The sequence below is a fragment of the Superficieibacter sp. 1612_C1 genome, from assembly GCF_015234305.1.
Classification (GTDB): domain Bacteria; phylum Pseudomonadota; class Gammaproteobacteria; order Enterobacterales; family Enterobacteriaceae; genus Superficieibacter.
In genome coordinates this window covers 174,281-190,221 of the sequence record NZ_JADGMI010000003.1, presented here as the reverse complement: position 1 = coordinate 190,221, position 15,941 = coordinate 174,281, and the positions used below count along the sequence as shown (strand labels likewise).

The window sequence follows — 15,941 nt, the reverse complement described above, 5'->3', positions numbered from 1 at the left end:
ACGCAAATGAATTGGCGTGTCTCATATATTTAATGAATGATGCGGTTAGGAATTTTTTATTCTGCGGTTGACGGGGTTAAAATATAGAGTAAATATAAAAGTCATTAAGAACTCTGGTTCCCTGTGTGGAACTGTAATTATTTATAAGGAGATTTTATGATTACTACCGCTATTTTCCCAGGACGCTATGTACAAGGTGCTGGCGCGATTGAACACTCTCTTGCTGATGAAATTCTGCGCCTCGGTAAAAAAGCACTGGTATTGCAGGATCCGGTTGTTCATCAAAAGTTAGGCGACAAAATTGATGGCGCACTGAAAGGTAAGCTGGATTATCAGGTTGAAATCTTCAACAGCGAGTGCTCTGACGAAGAGATCGAGCGTATCTGCGGCCTGGCGAAAGCCTGCGGCGCAGAAGTTATCGTCGGCATTGGCGGCGGTAAAACGCTGGATACCTCTAAAGCCACTGGCGCGACCTTAAAACGTCCGATTGTGATTGTTCCTACCCTGGCATCAACCGATGCGCCGTGCAGCTCTCTGGTGGTGATTTATACCCAGGAAGGGCAGTTTAAACGCTATCTGATGATCCCGCGTAACCCGGACGTGGTGCTGGTTGACTCCGGCGTTATTGCCCAGGCTCCGGTACGTTTCCTGCTGTCGGGGATTGGCGATGCGCTGGCCACCTGGTTCGAAGCAGAAGATTGTCGCGTTAAACTTGCCGGTAACATGACCGGTCGCCCTGGCCCGATGTCAGCATACGGCCTGGCACGCATGTGCTTTGACACGCTGCTGAAATATGGCGTACAGGCAAAAAATGCCTGCGAACAGCAGAAGGTCACGCCTGCGCTTGAGCACGTTATCGAAGCCAACACGCTGCTTTCCGGCCTTGGCTTTGAAAGCGGTGGTCTGGCGGCGGCGCATGCCATTCACAACGGTCTGACCGTGCTGCCCGAGACCCACCGTTACTGGCACGGTGAAAAAGTGGCATTCGGCACCCTGGCAATGCTGATGCTGACCGATCGCGATCCAGAACTGATTGATACCGTTTATCGTTTCTGCCTGGAGCTGGGTCTGCCGACCACGCTTGCGGATATCGGCCTGGAAAATGTCAGTGATGAAGATCTGATGAAAGCGGCCGAGGCAGCCTGCCAGCCTGGCGAAACCATGCATAACGAGCCTTACGACGTTACGCCGGTCAATGTGCTGGCGGCAATGCGCGCAGCCGATGCTGAAGGCCGTCGCCTGAAAGCCGCTCGCTAAGGCGCACTCTGGCCCGGCCGGTTTATGCCGCCGGGCTTATTCATTCTCACGCTGACCTTCCTTAACGCCTTCTTCCTCACGTACAGAATGCAAAAGCAGCGAATCAATAAAGAATATTTATATTCACCATGTCAATGATTGCTATTCTCGCCTTGCGCTTCCCTGTATCTTTATAGCGTCTGTTGTCACGATCCGATTTCCATTTAACGCACGTTGAGCATGCTCATGACGAATGAAAAAACACGTCCTTATTTTCATGAGGTGGATGAGAAGCATCTGTTCGATCTTCTCAATCATAATTCTGACTGGCTATGGGAAGTGGATGCCGAAGGTCGCTATACCTGGGTTTCCGGCGTAGTGACCGAACTGCTGGGCTACCCGCCGGAAGAGGTTCTCGGTCGGACGCCATTTGATTTTATGCCGCCCGAAGAAGCCGAACGGGTGGGGCTGGCGTTTATGGATATCGTGACGGCAAAAAGAGCCTTTTCCGGTCTGGTGAATCGCAACCGACGGGCAGACGGGACCATTGTGGTGCTGGAGACCAGCGGGATACCGTTATTTGACGAGCAGGGAAATCTCAGCGGCTATCGCGGCATTGACCGTAATATTTCTACGCTCGGCGAGCGCGTACTTCAGCTGGAAACCATTTACGACACCACGCCCGTTGCGCTGTGCATGATCGATTTACATGGGCGCATCGTGATGTCGAATAAAGCGATGACCCGCCTGCTCGCCAGTGCACCCTCTAACGCGGTAACCGACTATTTCCCCGACGTTATGCCTGAATGCTGGCAGCAGTTTTTACAGGATTTCAGCGGCGCGAGACATGGTGCGGACATTCCGAGCAGGGAAGTGATGTTTGCCGAGCGCTATTATTACACCCAGCCGGTGCCGGTCTATGACGCGATGGATAATGTGGTCGGCCTGTCGGTGACCTGGGTGGACATCACCGCCCGCCGCCTGGCGGAGCAGAAGCTGGCGAATGCCAACCTGGTATTAAAGCAGTTCGCCCAGTTGGATCATCTCACCGGACTGTTTAATCGCCGCCATATGGATGAGTTTTTGATCCAGCAAATTGCTCATGCGCTTGAGCAAGGCTTGCCGCTCTCGATCTGCCTGGTGGATATCGATTTTTTCAAAAATTTCAACGACAGTCAGGGACACCAGTCCGGCGATGATTGCCTGCGGGCCGTCACCAAAGCGCTGGCATCGGCCAGCCTGCGTCCGGAAGACAATATCAGCCGCTACGGGGGCGAAGAGTTTCTGGTGATCCTGCCGCGTACCGACATCCACGGGGCGCTGATCGTCGCGGAACGACTGCGCACAAGCGTAACGGCGCTGAATATTCCGCATGCTTCCAGCCCGACCGGATTTTTGACCATCAGTATTGGCGTGGCAACGCTGTACGATGCAAAGGCAATTTTTGGCGAGCAGCCGCTACACAGCATTGCCAGCGAGCTGATTTATCAGGCGGATACAGCGCTCTATAAAGCAAAAAAACAGGGGCGCAACCGGGTAGTTAGCGGCGCAGAGTAACGAGAAATGCCCCGGCTAACCCGCCGCCGGGGAGGTGATTTAGCAAATGCCCCGTAAACTCTCGCCCAATCGGACGGGGATACAAGGGGAGCTAATCAGGGGTTTTCTGCGATGCTACATAAGCCTTTAAGGTTTCGATTGTTGCACCGCCAGCACTACAGGCGAAATAGGAGCGTGACCAGAGTACCCCGCTATTACTCGCCTTACGTAAATTTGTATTCAGGATGCGCACTCGGCGGCTACTGATCGACTTCAGGTTATTGACCAGCACACTGATAGCCAACTTTGGCGGGTACGCTATCAATACGTGAACGTGATCTGCTTCCCCGTTCATTTCTAAAATCTCAATTTCCAGCTTTTCCGCAGCGCTTTGAAACGCTTCCCGTATCTGCTGGATCATCACGCCATCAAAAATCTTACGGCGGTACTTCGTCGTAAAAATCAGGTGAACAACCAGTTTACTGACGCTATGGCGGCGTGAGAGATAACCTTCAAACATCTTATCGTGTACACTCACTTGTAGAATCTCATTTTTGTCTTTACAGTATGCGTACTGTATATGTGAGCACTGAAAATGAAAAGAGCGACCAGAGTACGCATTTACCCAACCGACGAGCAGGCTGCATTCCTGAATGCGCAGTTCGGCGCGGTGCGCTTTGCGTATAATAAAGCCCTGCATATCAGCCGCCACATGTACCTGCGCCACGGCGTTTCCCTCAGGCCAGCGCGCGATATAAAGCCATTTCTGGCAGTGGCAAAAAAGTCACGCCGCTATAGCTGGCTCAAAGAATATGACTCGCTGGCGCTACAGCAGGCGGTGATCAACCTGGATAAGGCATTTGCTAACTTCTTCCAGAAGCGGGCTAAATTCCCTGTTTTCAAAAGCAAACATGGCAGGCAATCCAGCTACCATCCCAACGGCAGGGTATTAACTGACGCTATCCAGTTGCCAAAACTGAAGCCTGTCCGGGCGAACATCCACCGGGAGATCGTCGGCAGGGTTTCCAGCATAACAATCACCCGCAGCGCGACGGGCAAATATTATGCCTCAATACTTGCAGACGACGGGCAGGAAGCGGCAGCAAAGCCGGCATACATAACCGCAGTAATGGGCTATGATTTGGGGTTGTCGCACTATCTGATCGGCAATGACGGCAGCAAGGTGGCGAATCCTCACCATCTGGTTAATGCTTATCGCCGCCTGCGCCGTGACAGCAAGGCGCTGTCCCGTAAGAAACTGGGGAGCGCAAACCGCCGTAAGGCGCGCTTACGCCTTGCTGCGCAGCATGAGCGGGTAGCCAATGCCCGCGCTGACTTCCAGCACAAACTTTCCAGACGAATTATCGACGAAAACCAAGCGGTGATCGTGGAAACACTGAAATCAGCAAACATGATGAAAAACCGTCGCCTTGCCCGTCATATCGGGGATGCGGCATGGTCTGGATTTGTGGCTAAACTCGCCTACAAAGCAGAATCTGCCGGGGTCCACCTGGTCAGACTGGATCAGTGGTTTGCCAGCTCGAAAACGTGCCATTGTTGCGGTCACAGGATGCCGGAAATGCCGCTAAAGGTGCGCGAATGGACCTGCCCCGGCTGTAATGCCGCTCATGACCGCGATATAAACGCGGCGGTCAACATACAGCACAAGGGCATAACAGAATTAATGGCGGCAGGACTTGTCGTCAAAGCCCACCGAGGCTTGCGTAAGTCTGGCGCTATGCCAGTTGCAGCCTGAGAAGTGGGAAGCCTCGCCGCTTGCGGCGGGGAGCAGTCACCTGGCCCTGTATTCTTGTGGAATGCTGAAAGGCTCATCAGCACGGTAATAACCGCCGTCTTTCACCTCCTCAATCAGTACCATAGTGTGCGCCCTGGCATGTTCAGAGAAGTATTCGACCAGCAGGTCGGTGATCCGATGGCTAATCTCCGCTTTTTGTTCCGCGCTCAGCGCGGCTTCCGGGGTTTTGATATTGACGAAAGGCATAATATTCTCCTGAAATAAATCAGATCACGCCACCATTGACGCGAATAACCTGACCGTTGATCCAGCCGCTTTCCTGACTGACCAGAAAACGCACTACCTGCATGATGTCCTGCGGTTCGCCAAGGCGGCCCAGCGGGTTCATATTTTTGATACGTTCAACCAGCTCGTCGCTTTTACCATTAAGAAAAAGATCCGTTGCCACCGGGCCGGGCGCAATCGCGTTAACCGTGATGGCACGCGATCCCAGCTCTTTGGGCAGAATATGGGTCAGGGCTTCGACGGCGGCTTTGGTCGCGGCATAAACACCGTACTGCGGCTGATAAAGCCCCACCACGCTGGAGGAAAAGTTGATAATCCGGCCACCCTCGGTAAGGCGTTTTGTGGCTTCCCGCATCAGGCGAAACGGTGCGGTCAGGTTGATAGCAATCTGGCGCTCAAAGCTGTCATCGTCCGTAGCGGAAATCGCTGAGAGTTCCATGATGCCCGCGTTGTTGACCAGAATATCAACCTTGCCGAAGGCGTCTTCTGCGGCAGTGAACAGGGTTTGCGCCGCGTCAGCGTCTGCAATGTTGGCCTGCACGGCACGTGCCTTGCCGCCTGCGGCACTAATCGCGGCCACAACGGCATCAGCCTGTTCGCTGCTGCGCGAATAGTTAACGATGACCGCGATCCCATCAGCCGCAAGGCCGCGAGCAATTTCAGCGCCAATCCCGCGAGACGCGCCCGTCACAATGGCGACTTTTGTATTCTGCATACCTGTGCTCCCGTTGATGAATAATCGTCAGAAACACTATAGCTGTCGGATTATTAAAAATAATCGTCTGTAAATTGACATGATAATTCATCTGCCACTAATAATTAGGGATTAACGAGAGGGAGCCCATTTGGACAAAATTCAGCAATTACAGCTTTTCGTGCGCATCGTGGAAGGGGGCAGCTTTTTGCAGGCGGCGCAGGAGCTGGGGATTGCCCGCTCCACTGCCACCAACGCTATCAAGCAACTGGAGCAGGAAACGGGCGCACAATTACTGGCGCGTACCACGCGTGCGGTAAAACCGACGCCGGAGGGCGAGGAGTTTCACCGCCGCGCCAGGGCCGTGCTGGGAGATATTGAAGATACCTGGACTGCGTTTCGCAACGCGACACCGGGCGGCCACCTGCGCATCAACGCCTCCGGCCTGCTGACGCGCACGTTTCTGGTGCCGAGGCTGCCTGATTTTCTCCGCCAGTATCCGGATATCATCATTACCTTTGGGCAAACGGATCGTCTGGTTAACCTGGTGCGCGAAGGGATCGACTGCGTGATCCGGGTCGGCGTGCCGGAAGACAGCAGTCTGCGGCTGCGTCGGCTGGGCCATCTCCCGGAAATGACCTGCGCCAGCCCAACCTATCTCGCCGCCCACGGTACACCGCGCAGCCTGGACGATCTGGCGGGGCATAACATGATCGGCTTTGTGTCATCGCAGACCGGAGAAGTGATGCCGCTGAATTTTATCCGCGATGGCCGCACGGAGTCCCGGCGTCTGCCAGCCCGGGTGATGACTGATAATTCCGATACCGCCGCCGCGCTGGCAGCGCAGGGGCTGGGGCTGATTCAGGCTCCGCGTTATCGCTTCGAAGAGCAGCTACGGCGCGGCGAACTAGTGGAAGTGCTCGCCGCGTATCCGCCGGGTTCCTTACAGGTCAACGCCATCTATGCCGGAGAACGGCGGGCTTCGCGGCGTCTGGACGTGTTCCTGAACTGGGTCAGCGATATCTTTGCCGGAGCGTTATGAAGTTAATCAGGTTTCGGGCTGTTCTTTTTCCGCTGGCTGGAAAATCAGGGTGCCCGCCAGCAGGGAAACGCCGTTGTTGTCGTTAGGATGATTTACGCCGTCATAAACGGGAACGGCAGGGAAGTCGAACGGGCTAACGCCCTCAAGACAGGCGACATTGATGCCGAACTGGTTCGGATTGGAGCGCCGCTGGTGATGGGTATAGATGCCGCAGCGTGAACAGAAGAAGTGCTGTGCGGCCCCGGTGTTAAAGCGGTAGCGGGTGAGCAGCTCTTCGCCGCGAAGAAAGGTGATGCCACCCGCTTCGGCGGAGACCACCACTGCGCCGCGCATCCGGCAATAGGAGCAGGTACAGCGGCGAACGGTGTTTAAGCCATCGCTCAGTTTAACCTCAAACTGCACCGCGCCGCAGTGGCACTGGCCGTGATGAGACGGGGTTGATGTCGTCATATGCTTTCTCCTGCGTGGATTAGTGAGGATGCTTTCGCATGGCCCCGGTGGATGATGTGCCTGGCGGCGCTGCGCTTGCACAGGCCTACGTGCTCCAGCGTAATCCATTGATATATTGTGGTTTTGTAGGCCGGGTAAGGCGAAGCCGCCACCCGGCATCTTTCCACGGTGTAAAATCTAAGCGCGCCATCCCGGCGCGCTTTTTAATCAACTACTTTTTCTCCGGTAATGCCCATGCGAGAACATAATCTCCGGCTGGCGTCTCCATAAAATGATGTCCCCCCGCCGCAATGACCACATACTCACGTCCATTCTGCGTATATATCATTGGGTTCGCCTGGCCGCCGGCAGGCAGCGGGGCGCTCCATACGGTTTCACCGGTATTGATATCAATCGCCCGGATCAAATCATCCGTGGCGGCAGCAATGAAGATCAGGCCGCTGGAGGTCACCACCGAACCGCCGTTATTCGGCGTACCAATATTGATCGGCAAACCAGTCGGCAGGCCGAATGGACCATTGCGACGCGCGGTGCCAAGCGGACGATCCCACACGGTACGGCCATCGCGCATATCAATGGCGCGAATGCCACCGTAAGGTGGTTCCTTACACAGCATCCCGGTCACCGGCAAGCGCCAGCCCGCGTTGACATTCACCGCATAAGGCACGCCGATTTGCGGATCGCCTGCGCCTTCGGCATGGCCTTCATCGTGCGGATTATGGGTAATTTCATCGCGCGGTTTCCAGCCCAGCTTGTCGGCTTTGGCGCGCGGCACAAGGATATTGTAGTTCGGCATATCATTGTAATTGGCAATGATTAACCCGCGCTGAGGATCCACCGCCACGCTGCCCCAGTCCGAACCGCCGTTATAGCCCGGATACTCAATCGTATGACGATCGGATTCCGGCGGCGTGTACTGACCTTTATAGCCCGCTTTCTGGAACTGAATACGGCACACCAGCTGATCGAGAGGCGTTAACCCCCACATATCCTGCGGCGTCAGATCGGGCTTGCTCAAATGATGGAACAGCGAGTAGGGCTGCGTAGGCGAGCGCGCTTCCGGCTCGACGCCGCCGCCGGGGACCGCTCGTTCTTCAACACCAAACAGCGATTTCCCGGTACGACGGTCGAGAACATAAATCTCGCCCTGCTTGGTCGGCACGATAATCGCCGGAACGGTGCCGTCTTTGCCGGGGTAGTCCACGAGCGTCGGTTGTGAACCCTGGTCGTAATCCCAGACGTCTTTATGCGCCGTCTGGAACGACCAGACCGGCAGTCCCGTCTCAACATTAATCGCCGTCAGCGACACCGCGTATTTGTCTTCGGCCGCGGTGCGAGAACTGCTCCAGTAGTCGCCCGATGCATTCGCCACCGGCAGGTAGATAAGCCCCAGCTTGTCATCGCCGGTAAACGACGTCCAGACATCCGGCGAACCGCGTTTATAAGCGTCAGGCCCGGTTTTAGGCGTACTGTCGTCAGGGTTCGCCGGATCCCACGCCCATTTTAGTTTCCCGCTGCGCACATCGTAGGCTTTAATCACGCCCGGAGGACCGAACGCGCGCTGGCCGTCGATGGTCTGGTGACCGACTACCAGCGTATCGCGGATCACCACTGGCGCGGAGTTGATGGCCACATAGCCATCGTAAATTTCGCCCATATCCTCGGCGAGATTCACCGTACCCTGATTGCCGAAATCACGGCACACTTCGCCGGTTTTAGCATCCAGTTCAATGATACGCGCATCCAGAGTGCCTAAAATAATCCGCTGTTCGCACATCGCACCGGTAGTCGCTACGGCAGGTGTGGCGGCAGAAGCATTCTCCCCGGTTGAAATATGGCTGTTGGTTTGTGCATCAAACCAGGTCAGTCCACGGCAGGCCGCGGTATAAGGGATTGATTTGTCGCTGACTTTCGGGTCGAACTGCCATTTCTTTTTACCGGTCGCGGCATCGAGGGCGAAAACCTGGTTATGCGGCGTACAGGTATACAGCGTATCGCCTATCTTAATCGGCGTATTTTCGCCGCCCCAGCGCGCTTTAGGTAAATCGCCGGTGCGGAACTGCCAGGCGAGTTTCAAATCCTTCACGTTATCGGGGGTGATCTGCGAGGCGCTGACGAAACGCTGGGAAGCCAGTGAGCCGCCGTAGGTATACCAGTCGCCCGCATCAGGCTGCGAGGCTTTACCGGTTCCCGTGTCAGCCGCGTAAGAGTGCGCCCCTGCCGCCGGAACGTTAGTTGCAGGCGTGGTATTCAGGGCGGTAAACGGAAGCACTGCCGCAACAATAAACGCCAGAATAAAGATGCCCGCCAGCGAGCGGGATAGCGCACGGCTGATGCCGGGTTTCAGGCGCGGAAGCTGGAAAGCAAACACAATCCCGAGCAGCAGCATAATGTCGAAGCGCGGAACCCAGCGCCAGTAATCAAGTCCGGACTCCTGAATGGTCCAGATTAGCGTGCCAATAAATACCAGCGCAAACCAGTACACGGCGCTGGTTCTTCTGGCAAAAATCAGCGCGCCAACGATGATGCAGCCGATGCCTGCCAAAAGGTAATACCAGTTTCCACCTAACACCACTAACCAGCCGCCGCCAATCAGCATGGCCGCGCCGAATAATATCAGTACGGTGGCAAACAGGATATTCCAGACAGAAAGTCTGGGTATTCTATTTGAAGTCTCCAAAGTCTTTTCCTTATGCCATATTAAAAGTACGTAAATTTACAAATTATAATGTCTGCATTTGTAAAGTTAGTTTGTCTGACTTATAAATCAATACGCTTAAGGGAATACGTCACTTTTTGTTCAGGAATACTTTGCTAATTGCAGCTAAAACAACGTGCTACACTTAATAAATAATATTATTTCTACAGGTAACTATTCAGGTACGGTTACGCTTAGTTTTTAAAACAGCAAGGATCTCAGGGTTAATTCCACTCCCAGTAATATTAAAAAGAGTAAAAAACATTTTCTGAATGTTTTGGCGCTGATTTTCGATCTTATCTTTTGTCCCAGCCACATTCCGATTAATGCGGGGAAGACGGAAAATAACGACAGCGATAATTGGTTAAGGTGATACGCATCCTGCGCATAAAGTCCGGCGGCAAGCGCAAGCGTAGACACGGTGAAAGAAAGCCCCAGTGCCTGTACCAGTTCATCTTTACTGAAATTGAGCGTCTGAAGATAAGGCACCGCTGGCATCACAAATACCCCGGTCGCGCCGGTGATGATACCGGTACTTGCGCCAATTACCGGTGACAGCCAGCGTTCCTGCTTTTTCGGCACGGTAAAAACGGGTGTATACAGCGCGTAAGCCGCGTAAACGATCAGCGCCGCGCCAAGGAGAAAGCCGGACACACCAGCGTCGATACTGATTAAAAACGTCGAGCCTGCAAGCGTTCCGGCCACGATACATAACATCATCAGCCACAGCCTTGACCACAGAGCCGTCAACGCCGGACCAGAGAAAAGTTGCCAGACGTTAGTCACCAGAGAAGGAATTATCAGCAGCGCCGCCGCAACGGGCAGTGGCATAAAGGTGCCCAGCAATCCCATCGCCACCGTGGGCAATCCCATTCCCGTCACGCCTTTTACCAGGCCCGCAGCGATAAAGATGATGATCACATTGAGATAGTGTATTTCGCTCATCCGATTATCTTTTCAAAGTAAAAGAGCTGTCATTGAAGCAGCCTCACCGGTGGGGCACAATGTGGATTATTCCCCGCAGGCTACGGCAAAACCGAAGGCAAAAGGACGAATGCAATGAGACTGGATATGGCTGATTTACAGTTGTTTATTTGTATCGTCGATGCGGGCAGTATTACCCGGGGGGCGGTAAAAGCGCACCTGGCGCTGGCCTCCGCCAGCGAGAGGCTGCGGCTGATGGAAGAGGATGCCGGCGTGCCGCTGCTGGTGCGTCATCCGAGAGGCGTGACGTTAACCGACGCGGGGGAAACGCTGGCGAAGCATGCCCGTCCGCTTCTGGAGCTGCACCAGCAGCTCAGGCGGGAATTAAAAACGTTCGCGTCAGGCGCACGCGGCACGCTAAAGCTGTATGCCAACACCTCGGCGTTAACCAACTTTCTCCCGGCGCGGCTTGCGCCGTGGCTGGCGTCACATCCTGAACTGCATATCGAATTAGAAGAACGCACCAGCGCCGATATTATCTCCCTTCTTTCAACCGGCTCTGGTGAGGCGGGAATTGTGTCTGATGCGGTGGACGGCAATGGTTTAATTGCAGAGCCTGTCGCCGACGATCGTCTGGTGCTTATTATTCCCGCCGACCATAAACTCCATGAAAAACAGGCGGTCTCCTTTGCTGATATTATTGCTGAACCTTTTGTCGGGCTTTATTCGGGGAGCGCGCTTCAGGATCATCTTCACTTTCATGCCAGCGCGCTGGGAGGCGAGCTCAATATCAGGATCAGAATGAGTACCTTCGAAGGTCTGAGTGAAATGGTGGAGAAGGGCATTGGGGTGGGGATCGTGCCTGCGGTTATTGCCGCTAATTATCAATCACGTTTTCACTATCATCAGCTTGCGCTGACCGATAGCTGGGCCAGGCGCAAGCTGTGTTTTTGCTACCGCTCGTGGGAAGCGCTCAGCCCGGCAATGAAGCAATTAATCAACCATCTTAAAAAAGCCTGAACGTGCGCCGCCGTGGGCGGCGCAGGAAGGTTAATCCTGATGATCGGTTGAGGCCGACAGGTGTTGCCAGCGCTCAATCTCCGCCTGGCGCAGGGCCAGATCGTCACGCGCCATTTTCAGCGCATCCGAGCCGAGCAGCAGGTGCAGCGGCGGTTCTGCGGCATTCGCCAGCTCGACAATCGCCGCGCCGAACTTCACCGGATCGCCGAGCTGCTTGTGGTTAAAGTTCTTATACAGGGTTTCTGCCTCCTCACGGGCCTGCGCATAATCCTCAATCGGACTGCCGGAAAAACGCACCGAACGGTCATCGAGGAAATCGGTGCGAAACATCCCCGGCTCCACGACGGTAACATGGATGCCGAAGGGAGCCAGATCGCGGGCGAGATTGATGCTGAACCCCTCGACTGCGAACTTCGAAGTCCCGTAAAGGGTACAAAAATCAAAACTGACCAGCCCGCCAATCGAACTGATGTTGATGATATGCCCGGACCGCTGGCGGCGCAGTACCGGCAGTACGGCGCGGGTCATACGCATCAGACCATTGACGTTGGTTTCCAGCTGACGCTGGATATCCTCTTCCGGCGTCTCCTCGAAAAGGCCCAGTTGACCGTAGCCCGCATTGTTGACCAGTACATCAATCGCGCCAAAACGCGCCAAAGCGGCCTTCACCACCGCGTCGGGTGCCGCAGGATCGGTGACGTCCAGCGGCGTTAGCAGCAGACGGTCGGTGTACCGGGTAAACGCGCTGCTGGCGCTGCCGACGTCGCGGGCCGTCGCGACCACATTATCGCCTGCCGCCAGCGCCGCGCGCGCCATCTCCAGCCCGAGTCCGCGTGATGCGCCGGTAATCAGCCATGTTTTGCTCATAATGACTCCTGATATTTTGTGGATGTACGGATGATGTTGCAGGCTCAATGCTAGTGGGATGCAGGCGAGCAAAACAGGCGCATTCCTCTCTGATGATTGCCTGATTGTATTTATGGCGTTCACTTTGTAGTGAATAAACGGCAGTATAATTGCTCAATCATTACTTACGGCGGAGACAGGGCGATGGATGAGATGGTGTCGTTACTTAACAGGCTGGCACCGCACGAGGGATATACCTGCTCGCTACTGGATAACGTGCGCTTTATGCGATCCAACCGCTCGCTGGCGCGCACGCTGGTGGTCTATGAGCCGTGTATCGTGATTGTCTGTCAGGGGCATAAACGGGGCTATCTGGCGAACCGGGTCTACCATTACGATCCGCAGCATTATCTGGTCCTGTCGGTGCCGCTGCCGTTCGCAACCGAAACCGAGGCCAGCGCAGACGAACCTCTGCTCGCCGTGGCGATAACGCTGGATCTGCGCGTGTTGTCAGAACTGGCGCTGGCGCTGGAAAGCCCGGCGACGTCAGTGGATGCCGCCCCGGAAGGGATTATCTCCACGCCGCTGAATGGGCAACTGGCGGATACCGCGCTGCGCCTGCTGCGCGCGCTGGCCTGCCCGGAGGAAGCCAGCATTCTGGGGCCGCAGATCGTGCGTGAGCTGTATTACCGGGTGCTGATTGGCGATCGCGGAAACGCCATTCGCGCCGCGCTGGCCCATTACGGCCAGTTTGCCAGCATCGCCCGATCGCTACAGCGTATTCACGGCGACTGCGCGCAGCCCCTGCCGGTTACTACGCTGGCGGGCGACGCCGGATTGAGCATCCCTGCTTTCCATAAGCATTTTAAGCAGGTCACGGGCACTTCGCCGCTGCAATACATCAAGTCGATACGGCTTAATCAGGCGCGGTTACTGATGATCCGCGATAACCTGACCGCCGCTGCCGCCGCGTTTCGGGTAGGCTATGAAAGCCCGTCACAATTTAACCGTGAGTTTCGCCGCCAGTTTGGCCGTAGTCCGGGGGAGGAAGCCAGAGAGATGAAAGCGGCGTTCGCGCTGTTTCCCCCGGTGTAAACGCCTTCGCTATATAAACCGATCGGTGAATTATCTTCACCAGGCCATCCCATTTTGCAGGCATAGGGGCGGCACGCGCTGGCATTTATTATCCCCTTAACACGGTTTTGTGTTGCAAAAGGGGGCCCCATGAAAAAGCCAGAAGATATCGTCTTTCCTGCCGGACGGCAGGTGCTGTATGAGCAGAATCGTTATTCGCCTGCGGTGAAATCCGGCGGTTTTTTATTTGTCTCCGGCCAAGTGGGCAGCCGGGAAGACGGTTCGCCCGCGCCACAACTGGAGCAGGAGATCCGGCTGGCGTTCGAGAATTTGTCTGAGGTGCTGGCGGCGGCAGGGTGTACTTTCGCGGATGTGGTGGATGTGACCGTCTACCTGGTCGATCCGGATACCACGCTTGATACGGTGTGGAAAGTGCTGCCGGACTACTGGGGCGACGCTCCCTGGCCGACGCTGACGGGCGTGGGGGTCACCTGGCTGTATGGTTTCCGTTTCGAAATCAAGGTTATTGCCCGGTTGCCGGAGGGCGGCTGACGCGCGTCTCTTTAATTAAATCGATTAATGCCCGCAGGCTGGCGGGCATATGGCGATTAGCGGGAAACCACAGGCACAGGCCAGGGATCGGCGGGCACCACGGTTCGAGCACCGTCACCAGTCTGCCGTCATCCAGCGCCGCTCTGGCGTGCATCTCCGGAACGTACGCGATGCCCAGGCCGTTGAGCGCTGCGTCCACCATCAGCGGCGAACTGTTCAGCGTCAGCGAGCCGGGAACGTCCAGCGCAATACTCTGCCCGTGGCGGGCGAATTCCCAGCGATAGCGCCTGCCGCTGGGTAATCGCTGGCGGATACAGCGATGATGCGCCAGCTCGTCCGGGGTCATGGGGGCAGGATGCCGGGCCAGATAGCCCGGCGATGCCACCGCCAGAAAACGCACGTCTTCGCCAAAACGCACCGCCACCATATCCGCGGGCACGTCTTCTGCCAGACGAATACCCGCATCAAAGCCCTCTGCAACGATATCCACCAGCCTGCCATCGACCACCAGATCCAGCTCCACGCCGGGATAGCGCGCCTGATACGCTGGCACCACCGTATGCAGTAATAAGTAAATCGCCTCTTCGCCGCCGTTAATACGCAGCGTACCCAGCAGGCTGCCCTGTGCATCCGCTGCCTCTTCCAGCGCCTGCTCCAGCCCGCTCAGGTGGGGGGCGATACGTCGCAATAGCTGCTCCCCGGCGTTGGTCAGCGAGACGCTGCGGGTCGTCCGGTGCAGCAGGCGAACGCCGAGTCGCGCCTCCAGAGCGCGAATGGCGTGACTCAGGGTCGAGCGGGTGACGCCGGATAGATCCGCCGCACGGCGGAAACTGCGCTGTTCCGCTACCGCCATAAAGGCTTTCAGATCGGAGAGCGTTGGGGTCTTCACTGGTGATTTCATTTCACCTCTCCATGCTATTTGGTGTGTCTTATCATGCCAGTGATAGTGCCATAACCTGTTCCTGTGAGTTAACGCCTTTTACGGAGCACAGCATGAACATGAAAACCTGGTTTATTACCGGCACCTCCAGCGGACTGGGACGATTAATGACGGAGCGCCTGCTGGCGCGTGGCGATAGCGTTATTGCCACCCTGCGCAAATCCGGCGCGCTGGATGAACTCCAGACAAAATATGGCGAACGGCTGCGCGTTGTGCTGCTGGACGTCACGGATAGCGCCGCAATACGCCATGTAGTGACGCGAGCATTCGAAGAGGCCGGACGCATTGACGTGCTGGTGAGCAATGCGGGATACGGCCTGTTCGGTGCGGCGGAAGAGGTCAGCGAAGCACAGATTGCGCGGCAAATTGCCACCAACCTCACCGGTTCAATACAGCTGATTCGCGCGGCGCTGCCGTATCTGCGCCAGCAAAAGGGTGGGCGTATTGTGCAGATCTCGTCAGAGGGCGGGCAAATGGCCTGGCCCAACTTCAGCCTCTATCACGCGACCAAATGGGGAATCGAGGGCTTTATTGAAGCCGTGGCGCAGGAAGTGGCCCCGTTCGGGATTGACTTTATGCTGGCGGAACCGGGACCCACGGAGACCAACTTCGCTGCGGGCGTCGATATCGCCGAGCCGCTGGCCTGCTATGACGACACGCCAGCCGGTGACGTGCGGCGGGGGCTGGCGGCCGGGACGATTGCCATTAACGGCGATGCGGCGAAAACCGTGGACGCCATCATTGCTGCCGCCGATGCAGAGCGCCCGCCTTTCCGTCTGGCGCTGGGCAGCAAGGCATATCACTCCATTCGGGAAGCGTTAAACGGACGGTTGCAGGTGCTGGAGGACAGTAAAGCGGTCGCGCTGAGCGTGGATAAGGATGCGTGAA

The 15,941-nt window shown here is 56.0% G+C and carries 16 protein-coding genes; 8 read left to right on the top strand and 8 right to left on the bottom strand.

What is annotated here, in order from left to right; translation table 11 throughout:
* Nucleotides 1-156: 156 nt before the first annotated feature.
* Together INT84_RS12050 and INT84_RS12045 are read left to right on the top strand one after the other, a co-directional pair.
* On the top strand, nucleotides 157-1,257 hold the full coding sequence (locus tag INT84_RS12050) for a glycerol dehydrogenase (protein WP_194206980.1): 1,101 nt from the start codon (nucleotides 157-159) through the stop codon (nucleotides 1,255-1,257).
* Between the two features lie 225 nt (nucleotides 1,258-1,482).
* Nucleotides 1,483-2,793 (top strand): diguanylate cyclase, encoded by a 1,311-nt coding sequence (locus INT84_RS12045; protein ID WP_194206979.1) that lies wholly within the window; start codon nucleotides 1,483-1,485, stop codon nucleotides 2,791-2,793.
* Nucleotides 2,794-2,884: 91 nt separating this feature from the next.
* On the opposite strand, the gene tnpA is transcribed toward INT84_RS12045, so the two are convergent.
* Nucleotides 2,885-3,292, bottom strand: coding sequence for an IS200/IS605 family transposase (gene tnpA / locus INT84_RS12040; RefSeq protein WP_194206978.1), 408 nt, complete (start codon nucleotides 3,290-3,292; stop codon nucleotides 2,885-2,887).
* Between the two features lie 75 nt (nucleotides 3,293-3,367).
* Here tnpA and INT84_RS12035 point away from each other — a divergent pair, with 75 nt between their 5' ends.
* Nucleotides 3,368-4,528, top strand: a complete 1,161-nt coding sequence (locus tag INT84_RS12035; RefSeq protein WP_194206977.1) for an RNA-guided endonuclease TnpB family protein — start codon at nucleotides 3,368-3,370, stop codon at nucleotides 4,526-4,528.
* 36 nt (nucleotides 4,529-4,564) lie between these two features.
* Here the strand turns inward: INT84_RS12035 and INT84_RS12030 are convergent, their stop codons facing one another.
* Together INT84_RS12030 and INT84_RS12025 are read right to left on the bottom strand one after the other, a co-directional pair.
* Nucleotides 4,565-4,774: a 4-oxalocrotonate tautomerase family protein gene (locus INT84_RS12030; RefSeq protein ID WP_194206976.1), complete on the bottom strand. Its 210-nt coding sequence runs from the start codon at nucleotides 4,772-4,774 to the stop codon at nucleotides 4,565-4,567.
* A gap of 19 nt (nucleotides 4,775-4,793) precedes the next feature.
* Nucleotides 4,794-5,528 carry an SDR family oxidoreductase gene (locus INT84_RS12025; RefSeq protein WP_194206975.1) on the bottom strand — a complete coding sequence of 245 codons (735 nt, stop codon included), beginning with the start codon at nucleotides 5,526-5,528 and terminating at the stop codon, nucleotides 4,794-4,796.
* 130 nt (nucleotides 5,529-5,658) lie between these two features.
* Here INT84_RS12025 and INT84_RS12020 point away from each other — a divergent pair, with 130 nt between their 5' ends.
* Nucleotides 5,659-6,549 (top strand): LysR family transcriptional regulator, encoded by an 891-nt coding sequence (locus INT84_RS12020; protein WP_194206974.1) that lies wholly within the window; start codon nucleotides 5,659-5,661, stop codon nucleotides 6,547-6,549.
* 6 nt (nucleotides 6,550-6,555) lie between these two features.
* On the opposite strand, the gene INT84_RS12015 is transcribed toward INT84_RS12020, so the two are convergent.
* The 3 genes from INT84_RS12015 to INT84_RS12005 form a co-directional block, all read right to left on the bottom strand.
* A complete protein-coding gene (locus tag INT84_RS12015) occupies nucleotides 6,556-6,999 on the bottom strand; it encodes a GFA family protein (protein WP_194206973.1) in 444 nt (147 codons plus the stop codon).
* A gap of 211 nt (nucleotides 7,000-7,210) precedes the next feature.
* Complete coding sequence (locus INT84_RS12010) at nucleotides 7,211-9,679, bottom strand: membrane-bound PQQ-dependent dehydrogenase, glucose/quinate/shikimate family (RefSeq protein WP_228066205.1); 2,469 nt, start codon at nucleotides 9,677-9,679, stop codon at nucleotides 7,211-7,213.
* A gap of 219 nt (nucleotides 9,680-9,898) precedes the next feature.
* On the bottom strand, nucleotides 9,899-10,642 hold the full coding sequence (locus tag INT84_RS12005; protein WP_194206972.1) for a sulfite exporter TauE/SafE family protein: 744 nt from the start codon (nucleotides 10,640-10,642) through the stop codon (nucleotides 9,899-9,901).
* A gap of 114 nt (nucleotides 10,643-10,756) precedes the next feature.
* On the opposite strand from INT84_RS12005, the gene INT84_RS12000 reads away from it, so the two are divergent.
* Nucleotides 10,757-11,641 carry a LysR family transcriptional regulator gene (locus INT84_RS12000; RefSeq protein ID WP_194206971.1) on the top strand — a complete coding sequence of 295 codons (885 nt, stop codon included), beginning with the start codon at nucleotides 10,757-10,759 and terminating at the stop codon, nucleotides 11,639-11,641.
* 30 nt (nucleotides 11,642-11,671) lie between these two features.
* On the opposite strand, the gene INT84_RS11995 is transcribed toward INT84_RS12000, so the two are convergent.
* The gene (locus tag INT84_RS11995; protein WP_194206970.1) at nucleotides 11,672-12,508 is read right to left on the bottom strand and encodes an oxidoreductase; all 837 of its coding nucleotides are present in this window, start codon (nucleotides 12,506-12,508) and stop codon (nucleotides 11,672-11,674) included.
* Between the two features lie 183 nt (nucleotides 12,509-12,691).
* On the opposite strand from INT84_RS11995, the gene INT84_RS11990 reads away from it, so the two are divergent.
* Both INT84_RS11990 and INT84_RS11985 read left to right on the top strand, forming a co-directional pair.
* Nucleotides 12,692-13,582 (top strand): AraC family transcriptional regulator, encoded by an 891-nt coding sequence (locus tag INT84_RS11990; protein ID WP_228066203.1) that lies wholly within the window; start codon nucleotides 12,692-12,694, stop codon nucleotides 13,580-13,582.
* Between the two features lie 129 nt (nucleotides 13,583-13,711).
* Nucleotides 13,712-14,113: a RidA family protein gene (locus INT84_RS11985; protein WP_194206969.1), complete on the top strand. Its 402-nt coding sequence runs from the start codon at nucleotides 13,712-13,714 to the stop codon at nucleotides 14,111-14,113.
* On the opposite strand, the gene INT84_RS11980 is transcribed toward INT84_RS11985, so the two are convergent.
* On the bottom strand, nucleotides 14,085-15,014 hold the full coding sequence (locus INT84_RS11980) for a LysR family transcriptional regulator (protein ID WP_228066199.1): 930 nt from the start codon (nucleotides 15,012-15,014) through the stop codon (nucleotides 14,085-14,087). The genes INT84_RS11985 and INT84_RS11980 overlap by 29 nt on opposite strands.
* Nucleotides 15,015-15,106: 92 nt before the next feature.
* Here INT84_RS11980 and INT84_RS11975 point away from each other — a divergent pair, with 92 nt between their 5' ends.
* A complete protein-coding gene (locus tag INT84_RS11975) occupies nucleotides 15,107-15,940 on the top strand; it encodes an SDR family oxidoreductase (protein WP_194206968.1) in 834 nt (277 codons plus the stop codon).
* The last annotated feature ends 1 nt before the right edge of the window (nucleotide 15,941 follow it).

Coding starts and splice junctions, on each gene's coding strand:
- INT84_RS12050 (WP_194206980.1), top strand. CDS start 157: ATGATTACTACCGCTATTTTCCCAGGACGCTATGTACAAGGTGCTGGC.
- INT84_RS12045 (WP_194206979.1), top strand. CDS start 1,483: ATGACGAATGAAAAAACACGTCCTTATTTTCATGAGGTGGATGAGAAG.
- tnpA (WP_194206978.1), bottom strand. CDS start 3,292: ATGTTTGAAGGTTATCTCTCACGCCGCCATAGCGTCAGTAAACTGGTT.
- INT84_RS12035 (WP_194206977.1), top strand. CDS start 3,368: ATGAAAAGAGCGACCAGAGTACGCATTTACCCAACCGACGAGCAGGCT.
- INT84_RS12030 (WP_194206976.1), bottom strand. CDS start 4,774: ATGCCTTTCGTCAATATCAAAACCCCGGAAGCCGCGCTGAGCGCGGAA.
- INT84_RS12025 (WP_194206975.1), bottom strand. CDS start 5,528: ATGCAGAATACAAAAGTCGCCATTGTGACGGGCGCGTCTCGCGGGATT.
- INT84_RS12015 (WP_194206973.1), bottom strand. CDS start 6,999: ATGACGACATCAACCCCGTCTCATCACGGCCAGTGCCACTGCGGCGCG.
- INT84_RS12005 (WP_194206972.1), bottom strand. CDS start 10,642: ATGAGCGAAATACACTATCTCAATGTGATCATCATCTTTATCGCTGCG.
- INT84_RS12000 (WP_194206971.1), top strand. CDS start 10,757: ATGAGACTGGATATGGCTGATTTACAGTTGTTTATTTGTATCGTCGAT.
- INT84_RS11995 (WP_194206970.1), bottom strand. CDS start 12,508: ATGAGCAAAACATGGCTGATTACCGGCGCATCACGCGGACTCGGGCTG.
- INT84_RS11990 (WP_228066203.1), top strand. CDS start 12,692: ATGGATGAGATGGTGTCGTTACTTAACAGGCTGGCACCGCACGAGGGA.
- INT84_RS11985 (WP_194206969.1), top strand. CDS start 13,712: ATGAAAAAGCCAGAAGATATCGTCTTTCCTGCCGGACGGCAGGTGCTG.
- INT84_RS11980 (WP_228066199.1), bottom strand. CDS start 15,014: ATGAAATCACCAGTGAAGACCCCAACGCTCTCCGATCTGAAAGCCTTT.
- INT84_RS11975 (WP_194206968.1), top strand. CDS start 15,107: ATGAACATGAAAACCTGGTTTATTACCGGCACCTCCAGCGGACTGGGA.